This window comes from Streptomyces sp. NPDC005955 (genome assembly GCF_042871255.1).
Lineage (GTDB): Bacteria > Actinomycetota > Actinomycetes > Streptomycetales > Streptomycetaceae > Streptomyces.
Genome location: NZ_JBIAIF010000005.1, coordinates 79,764 through 101,433, shown reverse-complemented (window position 1 = coordinate 101,433; position 21,670 = coordinate 79,764). Strand labels below are relative to the sequence as shown.

Below are 21,670 nucleotides of genomic sequence, written 5' to 3'. Positions count from 1 at the left end.
CGGCACTCCCGGGTGCCGACCAGCGTGCCCGCCCCGGCGCTCCGGGTTCCCCGGCGGGCCCCGACCCGGCCCCGGCGGTCCGCGCCGCGCCCCGGCGGGCCCGATCGTGCACCGGCGGGCCCCAGCGGCGCACCGGCGGCGCACCGGCGGGCCCCGACCGCACGTCGGCGGTCCTCACCGACGCGCGCCGAGCAGCGACCGGCCCGTCGCCCACAGCGCCGTCAGCACGGCGACCGTCAGGTACCCGGCACCCACCGCGGCGAGCGGCCCCCACGGGACGACCACCGGGGCCGGCGCCCCGACCAGCGCCAAGGCTGCCGCCAGCGCCCCCAGGTGCACCGCCGCGACCAGCGCGCCCAGCACGGCGCCCGTGCCGACCAGCACCGCCGCCTCGCACCCGACGACCCGGAGCACCTGCCCCCGGGTCGCCCCCGCCAGCCGCAGGGCCCGGAGTTCCGGCAACCGGTCCGCGGCGGCCATCAGCGTCGTGTTGGCCAGCGCCAACGCCCCGTACAGCACCGCGATCCCGATGACCAGCAGGAAACCGATCCGGGTGGCCGCGTTCGCGCGCGGAGCCAACGCCCGCGCGTACGCCTCGCCCGTGCGGACCCGGCCGGCCCCCGCGGCCGTCCGCAGCGCCGCCGCGACCGCACCCGCCCGGGCCCCGGGCACCACCCGGACCTCGACGCGGTCCACCACGGCGCCCGGCGCGTTGGCCGGGGTGACGTACACGCCCTGGGAGCCGGTGCCGGTGCGCAGGACCGCCGCGATCCGCAACCGCACCCGCTGACCGTCGGCCCGCCACACGGTGACGTGCTGCCCCACCCGGTGCCGCTGCCACTCCTCGTTGACGACGAGGGACCCGTCGTCCAGGTCCCGTACGTCGCCCGCGGCGACCGGGAGCGTCGTGGTCGCCGAGAGGGCCGCGGGGTCGACGGCGCGCGCCTCGGACCGGACCAGCGCCGTCCCCTCCTCCAGTACGTGCACCTCGCTCGCCGCGGACGGGGACACCACCGCGCCGGGCACCCGGGCGAGCGCCGCGACCCCGGCCCGGTCCACGCCCGTGACGACGAAGTCCGCCGTCGTCCTGCGCTCGACCTCCCGCGCCTTCGCCCCGTTCAGGGTGGCGGTCGTCCCCAGCAGGGTGCCGGTGAGCGCCACGGTCACCAACACCGGGGACGCCACCGCGGCCCCGCGCCGGACCGCCGTGGACACGCCCGCCCGGACGAGTTCGCCGCCCGCCCCGGGCAGCCGCGCCGGCAACCGGGTCAGGGCCCGGGCCACCGGACCCACCCAGCCGGGCGCCACCAGCGCCACCGCGACGACCAGCAGCGCGGGCCGGCTGGTGTACGTCTTGCGGTGCAACAGCTCGCCCGGTTCGACGACCAGGGAGTACCCGAGGAGTCCCAGCGCGGCCACCAGCAGGCCACCGCCCCACAGCAGCCGGCCCCGGGTCAGCACCCCGTGGTCGACGGACGCCTCCCGCAACGCCTCGGCCGGGCCGGTGCGCCCCGCCCGCCAGGACGCCGCCGCCACCCCGGCGAGGGCCACCACGAGCCCGGTCCAGAACGCCAGGTGGTACGGCCAGCGGTCCGGGCCGATCCGGAAGCCCGCGGGCGCCGCCTGACGGGCCACCAGCAGACGGGCCAGCAGCGGCGCCGCCCAGCCGCCGAGCAGACACCCCACCGCCGAGGCGGTCGCCCCGACGAGCAGCCCCTCCGCGTACACCGTGCGCCGCACCTGACCCGGGGTCGCCCCCGCCGTGCGCAGCAACCCGAACTCCCGGCGTCGACGGGCCACCGAGTACGCGAACGTCGACGCGACCACGAACACCGACACGAACCCGCAGACCCCGCCCGCGGTGCCGAGCAGCGCGACGAGTGCCGTGCGCGCCGCCCGTTCCCGTTCCGTACCGGGGTCCGCGAGCCGCCGCTCGGTGCCCGTGAGGACCCGCACCCCCGGGTACCGGCCGTCGGCGACCACCGCGCGCACCGCCGCCGGCGGGGCGTCCACGACCACGTGGTCCCCGGCGGCGAACCGCGCCGCGTGCCGCTCGGTGAGGAACACGGCCCGCTCGAACACGGTCGGGGCGGCGGCCGTCCCCACCACCCGGAGCACGCCCCGGTCGGTGTCGACCCGTTCGCCGGGGCGCGCCCAGCCACCGGCCGCCACGACCTCCCCGTCCCGCACCGGCGCCCGCCCCGCGGTCAGCCGGTACGAGGCGAAGGCGGCGGTCGACCACGGGTGGGCGACGAGCTCACCGGCGCCCTCGGCCCGGACCGGGAACGTCCGGTCCACCACTGTGGGGCCCAGCTCCGCCAGCTCCCGCAGCAGGGCGCGCGGCACCGCCCGCGGCCCGCTCCACCGGCCCTCGCGGGGTCCGGCGGGGGTGTCCACCCGCAGGGTGTCCGCACCCCGCACCAGCACCGGTGCCGCCGCGAACCGCTCCGGCTGCCGCTCCGGGGTCCGGGTCGCCGAGGCCAGGGCCAGGCCCATCGCGGTGAGCACCCCGACGCCCAGCGCCAGGGCCAGGAAGCCCCCGAGGAAGGTGACCAGGCGCTCGCGCAGTCCGCACCACGTCACGCTCAGCACGACGCCGCCCCCACCCCTGCCTCCAGCGCGGTCATCCGTCGGGCGACCTCCTCGGCGCTCGGCGCGGTGACCTCCCCGGCGAGCGCCCCGTCCACCAGGAACACCACCCGGTCGGCGCGGGCGGCGGCCGTCGGATCGTGGGTCACCATGACGACGGTCCGCCGCTCCTCGTCCACCAACTCCCGCAGCAGGGTCAGCACCCCGCGGCCCGCGCCGGTGTCGAGCGCGCCGGTCGGTTCGTCCCCGAACACCACCGCGGGGCGGGTGATCAGGGCCCGGGCCACCGCGACCCGCTGCTGCTGACCGCCCGACAACTGGGCGGGACGGTGCCGGGCCCGGTCCGCCAACCCCACCCGGGCCAGCGCCTCCCGCACCCGGGCCCGGCCGGGACGGCGGCCCGCCAACCGCAGCGGCAGCGCCACGTTCTGCTCGGCCGTCAGCGACGGCAACAGGTTGAAGGACTGGAACACGAACCCGATCCGCTCCCGCCGCAGCAGGGTCAGCCGCCGCTCACCGAGCCCGGTCAGCTCGGTCCCGTCGAGGACCACCGACCCCGAGGTCGGCCGGTCGAGCCCGGCCGCGCACTGGAGCAGCGTCGACTTCCCCGACCCGGAGGGGCCCATGACCGCCGTGAAGGTGCCCCGCCCGAAGGAGAGGGACACTCCGTCCAGGGCCGTCACCGGGGTGCCGCCGCGGCCGTGCGGCCGGTGCACCCGGGTCACCGAGGCCAGTCTGATCACCTTGTCGTCCATGCCGTCCACTCCACCGCCCCGGACCCCGCCGGGTCAGCGGGGCACGGTGGAGAACGGGGGTAGGGCCTGCCCCACCCCCGGACCTCCACCCAGCGCCCTGGGCCGGCCCCGTACGCCCGCCTACCGTGGGAACCGTGCGCAACGAACGCCGTGAACGCAGCCAGCACGGACGGCACCCCGCCGCCCCTCCCGACCCGCCCGGGCGCCGGGGCACGCCCCCGGCACCCGGGTGCCCGGCGCCGTCCGCCGGCGAAGGGCCCGGCACGGGCCTGCGCGAGGTCCTGGGTTCCCCGCGCCGACTGCGCTACCTGCGCACCGGTTGGCCCTGGCGGGCGGTCGGCTACCTCCTGACCGGCGCCCTGCTGGGCCCCGTCCTCCTGGCGGCGCTCCTGGTCACCGCCGCGGCCGGGCTCGCCCTCGCCCCGGTGCTCCTCGGACTGCCGCTGCTGGCCTCGCTGGTGCTCCTCGGACTGCCGTTCGCCCGGTTCGAACGGTGGCGGCTGCGCATGCTCCGGCACACCGCGACCGATCCGCACCGACGGGTCACCGAGCCTGGGCCCGGAGCCTGGGCCCGGCTCCGCTTCCGGGAACCGGTCACCTGGCGGGAGTTCGGGTACGCCGGCCTCACCGCGCTCCTGCTGTGGCCGTTGGAGGCGTTGGCGGTGGCCTTCGTCCTGGGCGCGCCCCTGACCCTGGTCGCCGCACCGGCCCTGATGGCGACCGTCGGCGGCGGCGAGGAGGTCCGGGTGCTCAAGCTGTGGCTCGTCACCTCCTGGCCGCTGGCCTGCGCCTGCGCCGCCCTCGGGACCGCCCTGATCGCCCCCGGACTGTACGCGCTCGGCTGGCTCGCCGAGGTGCGCGCCGGCATCGCCGGGGCCCTGCTCGGCCCGCGGGACACCACGGCCGAGCGGACCGTACGGGAGCTGAGCCGCTCCCGGGTCCGCCTGGTCGACGCCTTCGACGCCGAGCGGCGCCGGATCGAACGGGACCTGCACGACGGGGCGCAACAACGGCTCGTCGCCCTGACGATGACCCTGGGCCTCGCCCGCCTCGACGCCCCGCCGGGACCGCTCGCCGACACCCTGGCCCGCGCCCACGACGAGGCCGGACGGGTCCTCGCCGAACTGCGCGAACTCATCCACGACATCCATCCGAAGGTCCTCACCGACTTCGGTCTGGAGGCCGCCGTCCAGGACGCGGCCGACCGCTCAGCGGTGCCCGTCGACGTCGCCGCCGCACTGCCGGGCCGGCTCCCCGGGCCGGTGGAGGCCGCCGCCTACTTCGTCACCCGGGAGGCCCTGGTCAACGTCGCCCGGCACAGCGGCGCCCACCGGGCCAAGGTCACCGTCCGGCACGCCGCCGGGACGCTGGTCCTGGAGGTCGACGACGACGGCCGCGGCGGCGCCGACCCGGCGGCCGGCAGCGGACTGACCGGACTCGGCGACCGGGTGTCGGCCCTGGATGGCACACTCACCCTGTCCAGCCCACCGGGCGGACCGACCCTGCTGCGCGTGGAGATCCCTTGCCGACCGACCGAGCGGACCCGTCCCACCTGACGGCCGGCGCCGATGCACCCCGACCGCTGCGGGTGGTCCTCGCCGAGGACAGCGTCCTGCTGCGCGAGGGACTCGTCGGCCTGCTCACCCGCTTCGGGCACCGGACGGTGGCCGCCGTCGGGGACGCCGCCGCGCTGACCGCCGCCGTCGCGGACACGGACCCGGACGTCGTCGTCACCGACGTGCGGATGCCGCCCGACTTCGAGGACGAGGGGCTGCGGGCCGCCGTGGCCCTGCGCCGCGTCCGTCCCACCCTGCCGGTCCTCGTGCTGAGCCAGTACGTGCAACGGGCCTACGCGGCCGACCTCCTCGACTCGGGCGACGGCACGGGCGTCGGCTACCTCCTCAAGGACCGGATCGGCCAGGTCGAACAGTTCCTCGACGCCCTGCGCGCGGTCGCGGACGGCGGCACGGTCGTCGACCCGGAGGTGGTCCGCCACCTGCTGCGCCGCCGCCGCGACCCGTTGCAGCGGCTGACCCCGCGCGAACGGGAGGTGCTGGGCCTGGTCGCCGAGGGACGCTCCAACAGCGCCATCGCCCGGGAACTCGTCGTCTCCGACGCGGCCGTGGTCAAGCACATCGGCAGCATCCTCGCCAAGCTGGACCTGCCGCCCGCGGGCGACACCCACCGCCGGGTCCTCGCCGTCCTCGCCTACCTGCGGTCCTGACCGGCCGCGGCCGGCGGCGTTCGTGCTCACGCGGCGCGCCGGCGGGAAGGCGCACTCGCGTCGTGAGGGTGCCAATTCGGGGAAGGTAGACGCCATGGGATTCCACGTTGACTCCGAGACCGGGCGGCTGCGCCGCGTCATACTGCACCGGCCCGACCTGGAGCTGAAGCGGTTGACCCCCAGCAACAAGGACGCCCTCCTCTTCGACGACGTGCTGTGGGTGCGCCGGGCCCGGCAGGAGCACGACGGGTTCGCGGACGTGCTGCGGGACCGCGGCGTGACCGTCCACCTCTTCGGCGACCTGCTCACCGAGGTGCTGGACGTGCCCGAGGCCCGTGCGCTGGTCCTGGACCGGGTCTTCGAGGAGAAGGAGTACGGTCCGCTCGCCACCGGCCATCTGCGGGCCGCCTTCGCGGGGCTGCCCGCGCCCCAGTTGTGCGAGGTGCTGGTCGGCGGCATGACCAAGCGGGAGTTCCTGGAGGGGCACGCCGAACCCACCTCCGTCCGCTTCCACGCCATGGAGCTGGACGACTTCCTGCTGGGCCCGCTGCCCAACCACCTGTTCACCCGGGACACCTCCGCATGGATCTACGACGGCGTGTCCATCAACGCGATGCGCTGGCCGGCGCGCCGCCGCGAGACCGTGCACTTCGAGGCGATCTACCGGCACCACCCGCTGTTCGCCGCGGAGTCGGCGGGACCGTTCAACGTCTGGTCCGAGGGGCTGGCCGACTACCCGTCCACCATCGAGGGCGGTGACGTCCTGGTGATCGGCAACGGCGCGGTCCTCATCGGGATGAGCGAGCGGACCACGCCCCAGGCCGTGGAGATGCTCGCCCACAAACTGTTCGCGGCCGGGTCCGCGCGGACCATCGTCGCGCTCGACATGCCCAAGCGGCGCGCCTTCATGCACCTGGACACGGTGATGACGATGGTCGACGGTGACACGTTCACGCAGTACGCCGGGCTCGGCATGCTGCGCTCGTACACGATCGAGCCCGGTGTCGACGTGCGGGAGCTGAAGGTCACCGACCACCCGCCGGAGCACATGCACCGGGCCGTCGCCGCGGCCCTCGGCCTCAGCGAGATCAGGGTGCTCACCGCCACCCAGGACGTGCGCGCGGCGGAGCGGGAGCAGTGGGACGACGGCTGCAACGTCCTCGCCGTCGAACCGGGTGTGGTCATCGCCTACGAACGCAACGCCACCACCAACACCCATCTGCGCAAACAGGGCATCGAGGTGATCGAGATCCCGGGCAGCGAGCTGGGGCGCGGTCGGGGCGGGCCGCGGTGCATGAGCTGCCCGGTGGAGCGGGAGGCCGTGGGTGCCGGCTGAACGCCGACCTCGGGAACGGCCTGAAGCAGCCTTGCATAGAAATGTTGTCTATCGTATAGACTTCCAAACTTCCTGACCGACGTTCTCGCCCCTGGAGCCCCGCATGGTGACTGTCCCGTCCGGTTTCACCGGCCGCCACTTCCTCAAGGAGCTGGACTTCACCGCCGACGAGTTCAAGGCCCTGGTCGTCCTCGCGGCCGAACTGAAGGCGGCCAAGAAGTCCCGCGCCGAGACCCCCCTGCTGCGCGGCCAGAACATCGCCCTCATCTTCGAGAAGACCTCCACCCGGACCCGCTGCGCCTTCGAGGTCGCCGCCGCCGACCAGGGCGCCAGCACCACCTACCTGGACCCCTCCGGCTCCCAGATGGGCCACAAGGAGTCGGTCAGGGACACGGCCCGGGTACTGGGCCGGATGTACGACGCGATCGAGTACCGGGGCGACAGTCAGCCCGCGGTCGAGGAACTGGCCGCCTTCGCGGGCGTCCCCGTCTACAACGGCCTCACCGACGACTGGCACCCCACCCAGATGCTCGCGGACGTCCTCACCATGACCGAGCACTGCGTCAAGCCCCTCGACGGGATCTCCTTCGCCTACCTCGGCGACGCCCGGTTCAACATGGGCAACTCGTACCTGATCACCGGCGCGCTCCTCGGCATGGACGTCCGGATCGTGGCCCCCGAGGCGTACTGGCCCGACCGCGGCGTGGTGGACCGGGCCCGTGCGCTGGCCGAGAAGAGCGGCGCCACCCTCACCCTCACCGAGGACGTCACCGAGGGGGTGCGCGGAGCGGACTTCGTCGCCACCGACGTCTGGGTGTCGATGGGGGAGCCCAAGGAGGTCTGGGCCGAGCGGATCGCCGCCCTCGGCCCGTACGCCGTGACCCTGGAGGTGCTCCAGGCCACCGGCAACCCGGACGTGCGGTTCCTGCACTGCCTGCCGGCCTTCCACGACCTGGGCACCCGGGTCGGCCGCGAGATCCACGAGACGTACGGCCTGGAGTCGCTGGAGGTCACCGACGAGGTCTTCGAGTCCCCGTACTCCGTCGTCTTCGACGAGGCCGAGAACCGGCTGCACACCATCAAGGCCGTGCTGGTGGCCACCCTCGCCGACTGACCGGGGCGGGAGCGGCGGCGGGATCGACACCCGCCCCCGCTCCCTCCGGGTCAGGAGGTGGACAGGCCCAGGTCCGCCGCGACGGCGCTGACCCGGGTGAACACCGAGTCGGGGTGCACGTCGTCGCAGTACTTGTTGCCGGTGGAGACGATGCCGATCACCTTGCCGCCGGCGATCAGCGGGCCGCCCGAGTCACCGCGGCAGATGCTGTCCTTGGTGCCCGCGGTGGGCGCCCCGCACACCGTCAGCGCCCGGGTGTCGGTGGGACCGGTGAACGGCTCGCAGGTCTTGATGGACGCCAGCTTGAGCACCGCCGACTTGAGCCGGGTCGCCGAGGTGTCCCGCGCGGTCTGCCCCCAACCCACCGTCGTCGCGGTCTTCCCCAGCGCGTACAGCGCGTTGTCCCGCGGACCCGCCACCGGCAGCGACCGGTACGGCATCCGCGCCGACAGCGTCAACACGGCCGCGTCCCGGCCGAGGAAACCGTCGTACTCCGGGTGCAACGTCACGTCGGCCACCCCGCGGACCGTGCCGTTGGTGGCGGCGAGGGTGGTGCGCCCGCCGATGACCTTCAGCTGGCGGGCCGCGTCGACGTCCTTGACGCAGTGCGCCGCGGTCAGCACCTTGGTGGGCGCCACGAGGGTGCCGCCGCACACGTGTTGACCGCCCGCGGTCCTCAGCTGCATGGCGTACGGGTGGGTGCCGGTCGTGGCGTTCTTCCCGCCGTGGATCGCGCTGGCCGGCGCCGCGGTGACCGTGAGGCCCGCGGCCATGAGCGCGGACGCGGCGAGTACGGTGGCGGCGCTCCTGGTGGAACTGGACATGGAATCCCCCTCTGGACGTGGGCGCGGCGTGATCCACCGCGCCTTCCGTACAGCAGGACGGGGAGTTCGGCGGGGGCGTTCCCCCCGAAGGAGGGAGTTCTGCGCGGTCCGCCGGGGGGAAGTGCTCAGTGGGCGTGGCGGGGCCCGGGCACGGCGGAGAGGGTGAACCACACGGCCTTGCCGGACTCGGTGGCCCGGTGTCCGCACGCCGAACTGAGGGCGCGGATCAGCAGCAGGCCCCGCCCGTGCTCCTGCCAGGGGTCGGGCGGCTCCGAAAGCGCGGGGCGGGTGAGGCTGCCCGGGGGACACGGATCGGGGTCGTGCACCTCGACCTGACAACCGCCGGGCAGCAGCGCCACGACCAACTCGATCGGTTCGTCGCCCGAGGTGTGCTCGACGGCGTTCGCCACCAGTTCCGCCGTGAGCAGTTCGGCCGTGTCGCAGTCGGCGGTGTCCCGGGTGTCGGCCGCGTCGGCGAGCGCCGTCCGCACCAGCGCGCGCGCCACCGGCACCGCCGCGGTGGAGTGGGGCAGCGCGATGCGCCAGGAGGCGGGGGCGGATGACTCGTGCAAGGCGGGTCCGTTCGGGGCGCAGATGGTCCGGCCGTCAACTTCATGAATGGTACGGGGTGGCCCCCGTCCGCCGAACGCGGGGCGAAGCCCGCACCTGCGCCCCTGGTCACACCCCCTGCCGTCGCCGGTACGGTCACCCGTCGCCGTGCGGCCGGTGCTCGACCAGCCAGGACTCGGCGTAGGCCACGGCGTCGGCAAGGTCGAACAGCCGGGCGCGCGCCCCGCCCACCGCGCCCCGCAGCACGGGCCGGGCCCGCTCGAAGGCAGCCCCCAGCTCGTCGAAACGGTCCGCCGAGACCGCGGTGTCGCGCACCGTGCACCACGCACGGCCCCGCGGGGTCATCACCGCGAAGGAGTGGTCCTCCTGCGGCGCGGGAACCCGGTACTCGGCCAGGTGGAACGCCGTGCAGGAGGAGAAGTCCGCGCCCAGCAGCAGGACCCGCGCCCCCGCCTCCTCCAGCCGGGCGAGCGGGCTGCGCTCCCCGAACCGGCAGTCCAGCGCATGGCCGTCCACGAGCGCCTCGGCACGCGGGCCCACGGCGGCGAAGGAGGACTGCGGGTGGGAACTGCGCACGGCACCGGGCCAGTTGCGTACGGTCTCCGGGATCACCCCGACCCCGAAGACGGGCGTGGTGCGCGCGTCGAAGGCCGGCATCGTGGCCCGGATGTCCGCCCACCACGCCTCGGGAGCAGGCGGGTCCTCCCAGTCGGCCGGATCGGAGTTGTCGCCGGTGTGCGCGGGCACCACCAGCGTCCCGTCACCGCCCAGCACGTCGAGCAGCGCCCCCACCACCACACCGGGACCCCCGCAGACCCAGCCGAGCGAGCTGAGCGATGCGTGCAGGAGGAGGGTCCCGCCCGGGGCGAGCCCCAGGGCCCGCAGGTCGGCGGCGAGTGAATCACGGGTACACAGGGGGCCGGTCAAGGGCTTCACGGACATGGGCGCCCAGTGTTCCGGAACGGGTGCCGCCGCGCCAACGGGATTCCGCCCCCGCCCGGCAGACGCACCACGGCACCGGCCGCCCCGACCCGGTCAGCCGGCGATCCGCTCCAGGTCGCCGGCCGCGCGCTCGGCCTCGGGGAGGGTCAGCATCGCCAGCCGGGCCCGCCGGGCGCGGGCCGAGACCTCCGGGTCGGCCAGCACGGCCCGGCAGACCCGTGCGATGCCCTCCGGCGTGGCCTCGCCGACCCGCTGGCCCAGCCCCAGTTCCACCACCCGCTCGGCGTTCGAGAACTGGTCGCCGAACTGCGGGAGCACGGCCATCGGCGTACCGGTGCGCAGCGCTTCCCGGACGCTGTTGAACCCGCCGTGGGTGAGGAAGAGGTCGACGGACTCCAACAGCAGCGGCTGCGGAAGGTACTCGACCAGCCGCACGTGCGGTGGCAGTGCTTCCGCTTCCACCGGCAGGCCCACCGAGGCCACGATCACCGTGCAGTCCGCCAGCAGGGCCGCCGCCCGGGTGATCGACCGCATCGTCTCCACGGGGTGGGGCATCGGGAACGGCAACCGACCGGACCCCCGCCCCTGTGACTCGCGCAGCAGATGGGGGAGCGCGGTGCCGAGCGCGGCGAAGACCAGCGGCCGGTCCACGGGGAGGTCGACCACCCACGGCGGCAACGCCGACCCGCGCCCCACGGTCAGGGTCTGCCGGTACGCGAGGGACGTGGGCAGGTGCCGGGCGAAGGAGTACCCGGCCGGTACGTAGTCGACGCGCCCGTACGGGACCAGGGACAGCGGGTCGTCCTGGACCGGCAACCCGTTCTCGGCGCGCAGTTCGTTGAGCCCGGGCAACAGGTCGACCGGGTCGAGGACGTTGCTCGCCCCCGAAGGCGTCGGCAACTGCGGCACGCTCCGCCGCTCCGAGGTCAGCACGCTACTCATGTCCATGCCGTCGCGGAGGATCAGGTCCGGCCGGAAGTCCTCGACGACCGGCCGCAGCGCCGCGTGCATCTCCCGCGCGCTCGTCCCGGTCAACGCGGCGGCCAACACGCGTCCCATCAGGCGTTGCCGTTCGGGTTCGGCCAGGTCCTTGCGTTCGGCGAGCTCGAACAGGCGCGGTGTCTCGTGGTACCCGGGCACCTGGTCCGTCAGGCACTCCACCACCCGGACCCGCTCGTGCGCGAAGACGGAGGCGAGCGCCGGCGTGGTCGCCACCAGCACCTGGTGCCCCGCCGCGACGAGCGCCCCCACCAGGGGCAACTGGGCACGGCCGTGCGACGGACTGCCCATCGTCGTTACCAGAACGCGCACGAACCAGCCACACCCCTCTCCCGGTCCCGGAACCCCCTGACCACACCGGGCGGAGCGCCGCGCACCGAACGTACGGTGACGCTCCCCACCGGTCAACGGCACCCGACGGCTTCCGGACAACCCCCGGGCACCGACGGCGCCCACGGCCGGAGGGGCGGGAGACCCCGCATGAGGTCACCCCTTACCGAGCGGGCGCGTGACGGCCCTCGGCTCGGATAAACGTCTCATGCGACAAGTTCACTTCATCGAGCGAGTGATCACGTCTCCCAATGGCCCAGGTGGCGGGCCTGCGCCTACGGTTCTCGTGGTTCGGGGCGCCCCCACTGCGCCCCACCTCCGCATCCACTCCCCGCCGCGCCTTCGCCCCGCCGTGCGCGTGTTCCGCAATGCCCGACCTCCTGAAGGAGAGCCCTGCCCGTGACCGTGGAGACCAGCCAGGAAGCGCTCGGAGAACCGCGCCCCCAGAGCAGCCTCAGTACCGCGGCGGCCCGCAATCTCGCCACCACGACCAAGTCCGTCCCGCAGATGCAGGAGATCACCTCCCGCTGGCTGCTCAGGCTGCTCCCCTGGGTGCAGGTCTCCGGCGGCGCCTACCGCGTGAACCGCCGGCTGACCTACGCGGTCGGCGACGGCCGGATCGAATTCATCCAGGACGGGGCCGAGGTCCGGGTCATCCCGCAGGAACTCGGCGAACTGGCGCTGCTCCGCGGCTTCGAGGACGAGGACGTGCTGGCCGCCCTCGCGGGACGGTGCGTCCAGCGCGACTTCCGCGCGGGCGAGGTGCTGGCCGAGCGCGGCGCCCCCGCCGAGCGCATCCACCTGGTCGCCCACGGTCGGATCGAGAAGATCGCCACCGGCCCGTACGGCGACGACCACGTGACCGGCGTGGTCGCGGACGGCGACCGGTTCGGCCAGGACGCGCTGCTCGACCCGGACGCCGTCTGGGAGTACACCGCCGTCGCCAGGACCGCCGGCACCCTGCTCACCCTCTCCCGCGCCGACTTCGACTCCGTGAGCGCCGGATCGCCGTCCCTCCAGGCGCACCTGAACGAGTTCCGCGCCCTGTCGGAACACCGGCAGAACCAGCGGGGCGAGGCGGAGATCGCGATGTCCGCCGGCCACAGCGGCGAGGTCGAACTCCCCGGCGCCTTCGTGGACTACGAGCTCAACCCCCGGGAGTACGAACTCTCCCTCGCGCAGACCGTGCTGAAGGTCCACACCCGCGTGGCCGACCTCTACAACCAGCCGATGAACCAGACCGAGCAGCAACTGCGGCTCACGGTCGAGGCGTTGCGCGAGCGCCAGGAGTACGAGCTGATCAACAACCGTGAGTTCGGGCTGCTCCACAACGCGGCCTTCAACCAGCGCATCCAGCCCCACTCCGGCCCGCCGACCCCGGACGACCTCGACGAACTGCTCTGCCGCCGCCGCGGTTCCAAGTTCTTCTTCGCCCACCCCCGGGCCATCGCCGCGATCGGGCGGGAGTTCAACTCCCGCGGCCTCTACCCCGACCACGTCGACGTCGGCGGCCAGCAGGTCCCCGCCTGGCGCGGGGTGCCGATCCTGCCGTGCAACAAGATCCCGATCAGCAAGGAGAACACCAGCTCGATCCTGGTGATGCGCACCGGCGAGGAGAACCAGGGCGTGATCGGGCTCAACCCGACCGGTCTCCCGGACGAGTACGAGCCCGGCGTCTCGGTGCGGTTCATGGGCATCGACGAGCAGGCGATCATCTCCTACCTGGTCACCACCTACTTCTCCGCCGCGGTCCTGGTGCCCGACGCGCTCGGCGTGCTGGAGAACGTGCAGATCGCCCGTACCGGCGCCTGAGTCCGTCCGCCCGGCCGCCCCGGACCCGGCTGGCGGTCGGGCCCCGAGCCGCAGTGCCGGGCGCCGGCCCCCCGCCGGCGCCCGGCGACCGAGCACTTCACGCGAGGAGTAGTGGTGCGACCATGAGCACCGATGCGCTGCACCGGGTTCTGCGCGGCCCGACCGGTCTGGGCACGTCGGGGCTGCACCCGGCACGGCGCACGGGACCGGCCGACGAGGGCCGTCCCGTGCCGGGCCTGTACCACCATCCCGTACCGGAGCCCGACCCCGTCCGCACCGCCGAGGTCAGCCGTCGGATCAAGGAATGGGCGATCGAGGAGATCGAGCTGTACCCGCCCGAATGGGAGGAGGAGTTCGACGGCTTCGGCATCGGCCGCTACATGACCGTCTGTCACCCCGACGCCCCCACCACCGACCACGTGCTGGTCGCCGCCCGGCTGATGGTCGCCGAGAACGCGGTCGACGACTGCTACTGCGAGGACCACGGGGGCTCGCCCGTCGGACTCGGCGGCCGGCTGCTGCTGGCCCACACGGTGCTCGACCCGGTGCACACCACGGGCGAGTACGCACCGGCGTGGGAGGGGTCACGCGGGGCGGACGCGCCCCGGCGCGCCTACCACTCCGCGATGGAGCACTTCCTCCGGGCGGCCACGCCCTCCCAGGCGGACCGCTTCCGGCACGACATGGCCCGACTGCACCTCGGGTACCTCGCCGAAGCGGCCTGGGACCAGACCGACCACGTCCCCGAGGTGTGGGAGTACCTGGCGATGCGCCAGTTCAACAACTTCCGCCCCTGCCCCACCATCACCGACACCGTCGGAGGCTACGAACTCCCGGCGGACCTGCACGCCCGGCCGGAGCTCCAACGGGTGATCGCGCTCGCCTCCAACGCCACCACCATCGTCAACGACCTCTACTCCTACACCAAGGAACTCGACAGTCCGGGCCGGCACCTGAACCTGCCCGTGGTGATCGCCGAACGCGAGGAACGCACCGAGAAGGACGCGTACCTCAAGGCGGTCGAGGTCCACAACGAGCTGATGCACGCGTTCGAGGCCGAGTCGGCGGCCCTCGCCGCGGCCTGCCCCCTGCCCACTCTGGTGCGCTTCCTGCGCGGCGTGGCCGTGTGGGTCGACGGCAACCACCACTGGCACCAGAACAACACCTACCGCTACAGCCTGCCGGACTTCTGGTGAGGAAGGAACACCGTTCGTGACCACGCCCGAACTGACCACCCCCCGCGAGAGCCTCGTCTCCGCGCCCGCGACGCCCTACCAGGGCGACATCGCCCGCTACTGGAACCACGAGGCCAGGCCCGTCAACCTACGGCTCGGTGACGTCGACGGCCTCTACCACCACCACTACGGCATCGGCGACGTCGACCGCGCCGCCCTCGGCGACCCCGGCGCACCCGGGTACGAGCAGCGTCTGATCGCCGAACTGCACCGACTGGAGTCCGCCCAGGCCGACGTGCTGCTGGACCACCTCGGCCCGGTCCAGCGGGACGACATAGTCGTGGACGCCGGCTGCGGCCGGGGCGGCTCGATGGTCATGGCGCACCAGCGCTTCGGCTGCCGGGTCGAAGGGGTCACCCTCTCGGCCAAGCAGGCCGACTTCGCCAACGGGCGGGCCCGCGAACTCGACTACGAGGGGTCCGTACGGGCCCGGGTCTGCAACATGCTGGACATGCCCTTCGAGAGCGGGCGGGCCGCGGCCTCCTGGAACAACGAGTCCAGCATGTACGTCGACCTGCAGGACCTGTTCGCCGAACACGCGCGGATCCTCGCCCCCGGCGGCCGTTACGTCACCATCACGGGCTGCTGGAACCCCGTCTACGGGCAGCCGTCCAAGTGGGTCTCGCAGATCAACGCGCACTTCGAGTGCAACATCCACTCCCGTCGGGAGTACCTGCGCGCCATGGCCGACAACCGTCTCGTCCCGCAGGCCGTGGTGGACCTGACGGAGGCGACCCTGCCGTACTGGGAGCTGAGGGCCACCTCCTCACTGGTCACCGGGATCGAGGAGGCGTTCATCAACTCCTACCGGGACGGCTCGTTCCAGTACCTGCTGATCGCCGCGGACCGCGTCTGACCACACGCTCCGGCGTGCACCGCCGCACCCCCGCCCGACCCGCGTGCCAGCGGGGCGGGCGGGGGCGCGGCGGCGTCACGGGCGGCGCAACCCCCAGGTCTGCAAGGCGTAGGCCCGCCCCTTGTCCTCGCCCGTGATCAGGGGGACGTCGAGCAGTGCGAAGCCCGCCCGCTCGGCCACGGCGACGCTGGCGGCGTTCTCGGCCTCCAGCTCCAGGATGACCTGCTCCACCCCCAACTGCTCGAAGGCGTACGCGGCCATCACCCGTACCGCCCGTGCCGCCAGGCCCTGGCCGCGGTGCGCGGGGCCGACCGCGTACCCGATCTCCGTGCCCTCGGGGGCCCGCCGCACCATCACCTCGCCCAGCGGTGCGCCGCCGTCGACCGTGAGGGCGAGCAGGAGGGCGGTGCCCTCCGCCCGCAGCCGTCGGCTCCGGTCCAGCCGTGCACGGGCGGCCGCTGCGTCGAAGGGCGAGGCGATCGGCGTCCAGTACGCGATGTCGGGGTGGTCGAACAGTTCCGGCATCGCGGCCAGGTCCGACTCCGTCCACGGACGGAGGACGAGTCCTTCCCCCGAGAGCGCGATCTGCTCGGGGAAGGGCGACGTGATGCTGCTCATGGCGGGACCTCCCTGGCCTGGTCAGGACCAGTTCACGATAACGGGGAGCGTTCCGGGCCGCTGCACCCCGCTGGCCGGGCGGGCTTCCCCGACGGCTCCCCGATCACCGCGGGGGTGCAGGGATTCCCGCCGGGCGATCACCTGATGCTGACGGGAGTGCCGCATCCGCCCCCGCCGGTGGAGCTGCACAGCGTGATCTTTCCGTTCAGGAACCTGCCACCGAAAGGAAGCTGGTCCCAGTGTCCGGTCCTGCTCCCGCCGCTGGAGACGCGACCGACCTCCCTGTTGTAGTTGCCCGTGGTGGTGTTGATGTTCACCCACAAGGCGGTGCCGCCGGGCAGATTGGCCAAGTCGCGCAGCTTGCCGTAGCTCTTCACGTTGGTGGGGTTCACCACCACGGACGTGCCGGTGAACGTCCCGTCGTACCAGCTGACGTTGGGATGGGTGGTCCCGGCGACGGCATGCGGGGCTGCCAGTGCAGCCGCCGCGAGACCGACTCCGGCCACGGTGAGGGCGCGTGTGACGAGTCGAGGCATGTGCATGGGTACTCCTTCACTAGGGAAGCCCGTGGTCCTGCTGAACGTCCACCGACCCGAGCGGGACGGACGTCATCCGCCCGCTGCGGAGCGACGGTGGGGCCGGCCGGACACCGCACAGACTGCTGACCGTCGACAGGTGGGGCAACGGGAGCCGACCGTCCCGGACAGCCGCCGACTGTCCGGGCTGCTCAGCGCCCTGCCCGGAGTACGTCCCGGACAGACGCCGGCGCGCCCCGGTCCGACCTGGGTTTCAGCAGGTCGGACCGGGGCGCGCCGGCACCCGTGCGTCAAATGTCGCGGAACGTCTCGATCTGCGCGCCGACGGAGTTCAACCGCTCCGCCAGCTCCTCGTAGCCGCGGTTGATGACGTACACGTTCCGCAGCACGGACGTGCCCTCCGCGGCCATCATCGCGAGCAGCACCACGACCGCCGGGCGCAGTGCGGGCGGGCACATCATCTCGGCGGCGCGCCAGCGGGTGGGGCCCTCGACCAGGACCCGGTGCGGGTCGAGGAGTTGGAGCCGGCCGCCGAGCCGGTTGAGGTCGGTGAGGTAGATCGCCCGGTTGTCGTAGACCCAGTCGTGGATGAGGGTCTTGCCCTGGGCGGTCGCCGCGATGGCCGCGAAGAACGGGACGTTGTCGATGTTCAGGCCCGGGAAGGGCATGGGGTGGATCTTGTCGATCGGCGCCTCCAGTTTGGAGGGGCGGACCGTGAGGTCGACGAGCCGGGTCCGGGCGTTGTCGGCGACGTACTCGGCGGACCGGTCGTGGTCGAGGCCCATCTCCTCCAGGACCGCCAGTTCGATCTCCAGGAACTCGATGGGCACCCGGCGGATCGTCAGCTCGGACTCGGTGACGACGGCCGCGGCCAGCAGGCTCATCGCCTCGACCGGGTCCTCGGAGGGGGAGTAGTCGACGTCGACGTCGATGGTGGGCACGCCGTGGACGGTCAGGGTGGTGGTGCCGATGCCGTCGACGCGCACGCCCAGCGCTTCCAAGAAGAAGCAGAGGTCCTGGACCATGTAGTTGGAGGAGGCGTTGCGGATCACGGTCGTGCCGTCGTACCGGGCGGCGGCGAGCAGCGCGTTCTCGGTCACGGTGTCGCCGCGTTCGGTGAGGACGATGGGCCGGTCGAGTTGGGCGTCCCGCTCGACCTCGGCGTGGTAGAGGCCCTCGGTGGCGGTGATGTCCAGGCCGAACCGGCGCAGGGCGATCATGTGCGGCTCGATGGTGCGGGTACCGAGGTCGCAGCCGCCCGCGTAGGGGAGCTTGAAGTGGTCCATGCGGTGCAGCAGCGGACCGAGGAACATGATGATGGACCGGGTGCGCCGGGCCGCGTCCGCGTCGATGGCGGCCATGTCGAGCTGGGCGGGCGGCACGATCTCCAGGTCGACGCCGTCGTTGATCCAGCGGGTGCGCACCCCGATGGAGTTGAGGACCTCCAGCAGACGGAAGACCTCTTCGATCCGGGCGACCCTGCGCAGGACCGTGCGGCCCTTGTTGAGGAGCGTGGCGCACAGCAGCGCGACACAGGCGTTCTTGCTCGTCTTGACGTCGATGGAACCGGACAGACGGCGTCCGCCGACCACCCGCAGATGCATGGGTCCCGCGTACCCCAGGGACACGATCTCGCTGTCGAGCGCTTCGCCGATGCGCGCGATCATCTCAAGGCTGATGTTTTGGTTCCCGCGTTCAATGCGGTTGACGGCACTCTGGCTTGTGCCGAGCGCTTCGGCGAGCTGGGACTGGGTCCAGCCGCGATGCTGTCGCGCGTCACGGATGAGCTTGCCGATGCGTACGAGGTAGTCGTCTGCCATGTGCCGCAGGCTATCTCAGATATGAGATGAAGTTACCGTCAGGGTGAGCCATCGGAGTTGATGGGGTCCGCGGACGGGTGACGGAGTCACCCGACCGGATCGACCGGAGGGTCGCGTGTCCGGTCCGTCCGTGCTCGTCCGGATGCGGGCGCTTCCCGGGTTCGATCCTCGGTGGTGCGTCGGGGCCGCGGCAAGCGGGCTTGCGCCGTCCGGGGCGGCCGGGGAGGAGGGGGCCGGCCCGTGGCGGCGCGTGCGGTTCAGCTCAGGATCGGCGTGGTCTGCGAGTGGGTGATCCTCCAGCCGGTGTCGGGCTCGCCGCTCTTCTCCAGGACGTGGGTGAGGGAGCCGGACGTTCCGGGCAGCGGCTTTCCTTCGCTTTCCTCCCGTTCGTCCGAAACGTGCTTCACGCTCACCACGACCGCCACATCGGGGCGGACGAAGCGGACGTCCAGGATCTCCACCGTCGTCAGGACCTTGGCCAGGGGAGAGGCGAGTGCGGCGTGCATGGCCTGTTCGAGTGCGTCCCGGCCGAGCACCCGCCGTCCGCCGAAGTTCACGACGGATGCGTCCGGGGTGTACAGGGGGAGGAAGCGCTCGGGGTCGCTCTGGTGGGTGCTGGCGTCCGAGACGACCCGGCGTATCGCGGCGAGGTCGGCCTCCCGGGTGGTCGCGTCGGGGGTCGCGGGTGCCGGGCCCGGGGTTGCGACCGCTTCGGTTCCGGGGGTCGGCGTGGTGTGGGTGTCGGTCATGGCTGTGCTCCCTCTGGTGTGGAGGCTCCGGCAGTCCGTCGGTGTCGAACTGCGGAGCATTTTGCTCCGGTTGGAACGCCACCTTAGGTGCGGAGCGATTCGCTCCGCAAGGGGGTACGGCGAACGGGTTCGTCGGGAGCGCCCGAACTCCCCCACGGGCCACGGGTCCTGGAGTGCGCCCGGGGCCCGGCTCCGATGCCGCGAAGGACCGCCGCCGCACCGCCGATTACGATGCGGCCGTATGACGCCTTCCGAACGACGAGGCCCCCGCCAGGCGGAGGCCGAGCGCAACGACCGTGCCCTCCTCCAGGCGGCCCGCGAGGTCCTCGCCGCCGAGGGCGCGCACGCCTCGGTCGCCGCGATCGCCGCGCGGGCGGGCGTCGGCATCGGCAGCCTCTACCGCCGCTACCGGACCAAGGAGGAGCTGTTCCAGCGGCTCAGCCAACTGTCCGTGGAGCACTGGGCCGAGGCGGCCGAGCGGGGGCTCGCGGACCCCGACCCCTGGTCCGGCCTCGCGGACTTCGTCGTCACCTGCGTCGAGTTCGGCCAGGGCTCACTGGGCCCCGTCGCCGGGACCATCGAGGTCACCGAGGCCATGCGGGAGGCCAGCGAGCGCTCCGACCGACTGTTCGGCGCCCTGGTGGACCGGGCCCGCGGGGCGGGCGTCCTGCGCCCGGACGTCACCGCGGTGGACCTGTCGCTCCTCATCGAACAGTTCGGCACCTCGCCCGTCCTGGACCAGCTCCGCAAACAGGGCCGCGACGACCTCCTCCCCGAAGCGCACCGGGCCCGGCGCCGCATCGTGGCCCTGGTCCTGGAGGGACTGCGCGCCCCCGGGACGGACCCGCTACCCGGCGGGCCGCCCTCCGCGCGCCTGTTCACCGAGCGCTGGGCCCGCGACTGAGCGCCGCGGCGCACTCCGGCAGCGCCGGGCGCGTCAGCGACCGAGTCCGACCACGCCCCAGCCGCGCTGCTCCGCGGCCGCCGTGACCTCGCCCCATTCGCGCACCAATCGGGCGAACTCCTCGTACGTCTCCACCCAGCCGTTCGGCCGGGCCGGCCGGGCGTCGAACGGTGCGCGCAGATCCGCCAGGTGCGGCGCGGCCCGACGCCAGGCGGCCGCCCGCAGCGCCGCGGCGCCGGGGGCGGCCGAGACCAGCAGCGGGGCGCCCGGTCGGTCGGGGGTCGCGGCGAGCAGGGGCTCCGGAGCGTCCTCCTCGCCGGGCGGCACCCACAGGAGACCCGCGAGGAAGGAGTCCAGGGCGCCGCGCACCCGGTGGGCCGCCGGGGTCACCCGCAGTTCTTCCCAGCGCTCGCCGGCCCAGAAGTGCGGCTTGAACGAGCCGCACGTCAGCGTGAACTCGTAGGCCAGGTACCAGGGGTGCCCCGGGGCCCGCGGCGGTATCCACCCCGCGTCCGGATCGGCACAGTCGGGGCAGTCCCAGCAGCCGGTGCCCCCGTCGCACCGCCCGTCCGCGCAGTGCGCACCGCAGCGGCACCGGTCCGCGTCCTCGTCGAGTGCGGACTCCAGGAGCGCCAACCGCCGCCCGGGCGGTGCGTCCGCCAGCCGTCGCCAGTCCACGACGACGACGGTGAGGTCCAGTCCCATGTGCTTCCCCCGGTCCCCGTCCCGCCGGCTCAGCTCGCGAGCACCTCGGCCACCGCGAGGCGGGCGGCCCGGTTCGTCCGGGGCTCCAGCGGTGCGAGCCGTCCGACCGTGTGGTCGAGCCACCCGAGGTCGCCGAGCCATGCCGCGTGCCCGGCCTCGACGGTCTGGCGCAACAGTTCGCCCGCCAACAGCACCTCGCTCACGGTGTAGAGCCGCGCGTGGTGGCTGAACCTCCCCACCCAGTTCTCGTCGGGGTCGCGCAGGGTCGCCCGGAGGCAGGACCCGGCGCCGGGTGCGGGGACCTCGCCGGCGAGGTCGGTGGCCCCGCCCGTCGGGCGGGGGCTCTCCCGGGTCGAGGTGACCAGGGTGTCGAGATCGAGGAACCGGTCCCAGGTGACCACCCGCTCCGGCGCCCCGGCCGCACGGTGGGCTGCGCCGTCGGCCCGGAGCACGAAGAAGGCCCCGCCCTCCTGCCTGGGGTCCCCGATGATCCATCCGCCCCCTCCGTCGGCGTACCGCTCCAGCGGCCCCAGACGCGCTTGCATGATCCCCCCTGACGTTCGTGCTCGGCACCAGGACTTTAGCCGTCCGCGGAGGTCGCGGTTCGCCAGTGGCGGGATACCGACCGGAACCCCCGCCGGCGGGCGCCCGGCCGAGCGGGTCGACACCGGCGCGCGGGGGCGGTCGCGCGGGGGCGCGAGGAAGGGCTGGGCGCCCTTCGCAGGGGCCCGGGCGCCGGCCGGGAACGCCTC

The 21,670-nt window shown here is 73.6% G+C and carries 20 protein-coding genes; 8 read left to right on the top strand and 12 right to left on the bottom strand.

Features of this window, described 5'->3' with window-relative positions:
* Window positions 1-174: 174 nt before the first annotated feature.
* Both ACFYOU_RS14945 and ACFYOU_RS14940 read right to left on the bottom strand, forming a co-directional pair.
* Window positions 175-2,592: an FtsX-like permease family protein gene (locus tag ACFYOU_RS14945; RefSeq protein ID WP_391305920.1), complete on the bottom strand. Its 2,418-nt coding sequence runs from the start codon at window positions 2,590-2,592 to the stop codon at window positions 175-177.
* Window positions 2,586-3,344: an ATP-binding cassette domain-containing protein gene (locus ACFYOU_RS14940; protein WP_391305918.1), complete on the bottom strand. Its 759-nt coding sequence runs from the start codon at window positions 3,342-3,344 to the stop codon at window positions 2,586-2,588. Before ACFYOU_RS14940 ends, ACFYOU_RS14945 begins: the two co-directional genes overlap by 7 nt.
* A gap of 269 nt (window positions 3,345-3,613) precedes the next feature.
* Between ACFYOU_RS14940 and ACFYOU_RS14935 the strand changes: the two genes are divergently transcribed.
* The 4 genes from ACFYOU_RS14935 (at window position 3,614) to argF (ending at window position 8,018) form a co-directional block, all read left to right on the top strand.
* Window positions 3,614-4,900 (top strand): sensor domain-containing protein, encoded by a 1,287-nt coding sequence (locus ACFYOU_RS14935; RefSeq protein ID WP_391306309.1) that lies wholly within the window; start codon window positions 3,614-3,616, stop codon window positions 4,898-4,900.
* Entirely contained in the window at window positions 4,897-5,568 is a 672-nt protein-coding gene (locus ACFYOU_RS14930) for a response regulator (protein WP_391306307.1), read from the top strand. Before ACFYOU_RS14935 ends, ACFYOU_RS14930 begins: the two co-directional genes overlap by 4 nt.
* 94 nt (window positions 5,569-5,662) lie before the next feature.
* Window positions 5,663-6,904 carry an arginine deiminase gene (locus tag ACFYOU_RS14925; RefSeq protein ID WP_391305916.1) on the top strand — a complete coding sequence of 414 codons (1,242 nt, stop codon included), beginning with the start codon at window positions 5,663-5,665 and terminating at the stop codon, window positions 6,902-6,904.
* A 103-nt stretch (window positions 6,905-7,007) separates the two neighbouring features.
* Window positions 7,008-8,018, top strand: coding sequence for an ornithine carbamoyltransferase (argF, locus tag ACFYOU_RS14920; RefSeq protein WP_391305914.1), 1,011 nt, complete (start codon window positions 7,008-7,010; stop codon window positions 8,016-8,018).
* 50 nt (window positions 8,019-8,068) lie between these two features.
* Here the strand turns inward: argF and ACFYOU_RS14915 are convergent, their stop codons facing one another.
* From ACFYOU_RS14915 to ACFYOU_RS14900, 4 genes are all read right to left on the bottom strand, one after another.
* Entirely contained in the window at window positions 8,069-8,842 is a 774-nt protein-coding gene (locus ACFYOU_RS14915; RefSeq protein ID WP_389766155.1) for a S1 family peptidase, read from the bottom strand.
* A gap of 125 nt (window positions 8,843-8,967) precedes the next feature.
* On the bottom strand, window positions 8,968-9,414 hold the full coding sequence (locus ACFYOU_RS14910) for an ATP-binding protein (protein WP_391305911.1): 447 nt from the start codon (window positions 9,412-9,414) through the stop codon (window positions 8,968-8,970).
* A gap of 133 nt (window positions 9,415-9,547) precedes the next feature.
* Window positions 9,548-10,354: an AAC(3) family N-acetyltransferase gene (locus tag ACFYOU_RS14905; RefSeq protein ID WP_391305909.1), complete on the bottom strand. Its 807-nt coding sequence runs from the start codon at window positions 10,352-10,354 to the stop codon at window positions 9,548-9,550.
* A gap of 93 nt (window positions 10,355-10,447) precedes the next feature.
* Entirely contained in the window at window positions 10,448-11,644 is a 1,197-nt protein-coding gene (locus tag ACFYOU_RS14900) for a nucleotide disphospho-sugar-binding domain-containing protein (protein WP_391305907.1), read from the bottom strand.
* Between the two features lie 438 nt (window positions 11,645-12,082).
* Here ACFYOU_RS14900 and ACFYOU_RS14895 point away from each other — a divergent pair, with 438 nt between their 5' ends.
* The 3 genes from ACFYOU_RS14895 to ACFYOU_RS14885 are packed head-to-tail and all read left to right on the top strand — an operon-like array spanning window position 12,083 to window position 15,586.
* Window positions 12,083-13,495 (top strand): family 2B encapsulin nanocompartment shell protein, encoded by a 1,413-nt coding sequence (locus ACFYOU_RS14895; RefSeq protein WP_389766160.1) that lies wholly within the window; start codon window positions 12,083-12,085, stop codon window positions 13,493-13,495.
* Window positions 13,492-14,691 (top strand): family 2 encapsulin nanocompartment cargo protein terpene cyclase, encoded by a 1,200-nt coding sequence (locus ACFYOU_RS14890; RefSeq protein ID WP_391306306.1) that lies wholly within the window; start codon window positions 13,492-13,494, stop codon window positions 14,689-14,691. The genes ACFYOU_RS14895 and ACFYOU_RS14890 overlap by 4 nt, the downstream gene beginning before the upstream one ends.
* 16 nt (window positions 14,692-14,707) lie before the next feature.
* On the top strand, window positions 14,708-15,586 hold the full coding sequence (locus ACFYOU_RS14885; protein WP_389766162.1) for a geranyl diphosphate 2-C-methyltransferase: 879 nt from the start codon (window positions 14,708-14,710) through the stop codon (window positions 15,584-15,586).
* 75 nt (window positions 15,587-15,661) lie between these two features.
* Here ACFYOU_RS14885 and ACFYOU_RS14880 read toward each other — a convergent pair whose 3' ends face one another.
* From ACFYOU_RS14880 to ACFYOU_RS14865, 4 genes are all read right to left on the bottom strand, one after another.
* The gene (locus ACFYOU_RS14880) at window positions 15,662-16,204 is read right to left on the bottom strand and encodes a GNAT family N-acetyltransferase (protein WP_389766164.1); all 543 of its coding nucleotides are present in this window, start codon (window positions 16,202-16,204) and stop codon (window positions 15,662-15,664) included.
* A gap of 137 nt (window positions 16,205-16,341) precedes the next feature.
* Window positions 16,342-16,746 (bottom strand): hypothetical protein, encoded by a 405-nt coding sequence (locus ACFYOU_RS14875; RefSeq protein WP_389766165.1) that lies wholly within the window; start codon window positions 16,744-16,746, stop codon window positions 16,342-16,344.
* Window positions 16,747-17,030: 284 nt separating this feature from the next.
* Complete coding sequence (locus ACFYOU_RS14870; RefSeq protein WP_385488127.1) at window positions 17,031-18,560, bottom strand: helix-turn-helix domain-containing protein; 1,530 nt, start codon at window positions 18,558-18,560, stop codon at window positions 17,031-17,033.
* A gap of 257 nt (window positions 18,561-18,817) precedes the next feature.
* On the bottom strand, window positions 18,818-19,309 hold the full coding sequence (locus tag ACFYOU_RS14865) for an SgcJ/EcaC family oxidoreductase (protein WP_391305903.1): 492 nt from the start codon (window positions 19,307-19,309) through the stop codon (window positions 18,818-18,820).
* Between the two features lie 241 nt (window positions 19,310-19,550).
* Between ACFYOU_RS14865 and ACFYOU_RS14860 the strand changes: the two genes are divergently transcribed.
* Window positions 19,551-20,213, top strand: coding sequence for a TetR family transcriptional regulator (locus tag ACFYOU_RS14860; RefSeq protein ID WP_391305901.1), 663 nt, complete (start codon window positions 19,551-19,553; stop codon window positions 20,211-20,213).
* Between the two features lie 33 nt (window positions 20,214-20,246).
* Here the strand turns inward: ACFYOU_RS14860 and ACFYOU_RS14855 are convergent, their stop codons facing one another.
* Window positions 20,247-20,918, bottom strand: coding sequence for a hypothetical protein (locus tag ACFYOU_RS14855; RefSeq protein WP_391305899.1), 672 nt, complete (start codon window positions 20,916-20,918; stop codon window positions 20,247-20,249).
* Window positions 20,919-20,947: 29 nt separating this feature from the next.
* The gene (locus ACFYOU_RS14850) at window positions 20,948-21,463 is read right to left on the bottom strand and encodes a hypothetical protein (protein ID WP_389766171.1); all 516 of its coding nucleotides are present in this window, start codon (window positions 21,461-21,463) and stop codon (window positions 20,948-20,950) included.
* Between the last annotated feature and the right edge of the window lie 207 nt (window positions 21,464-21,670).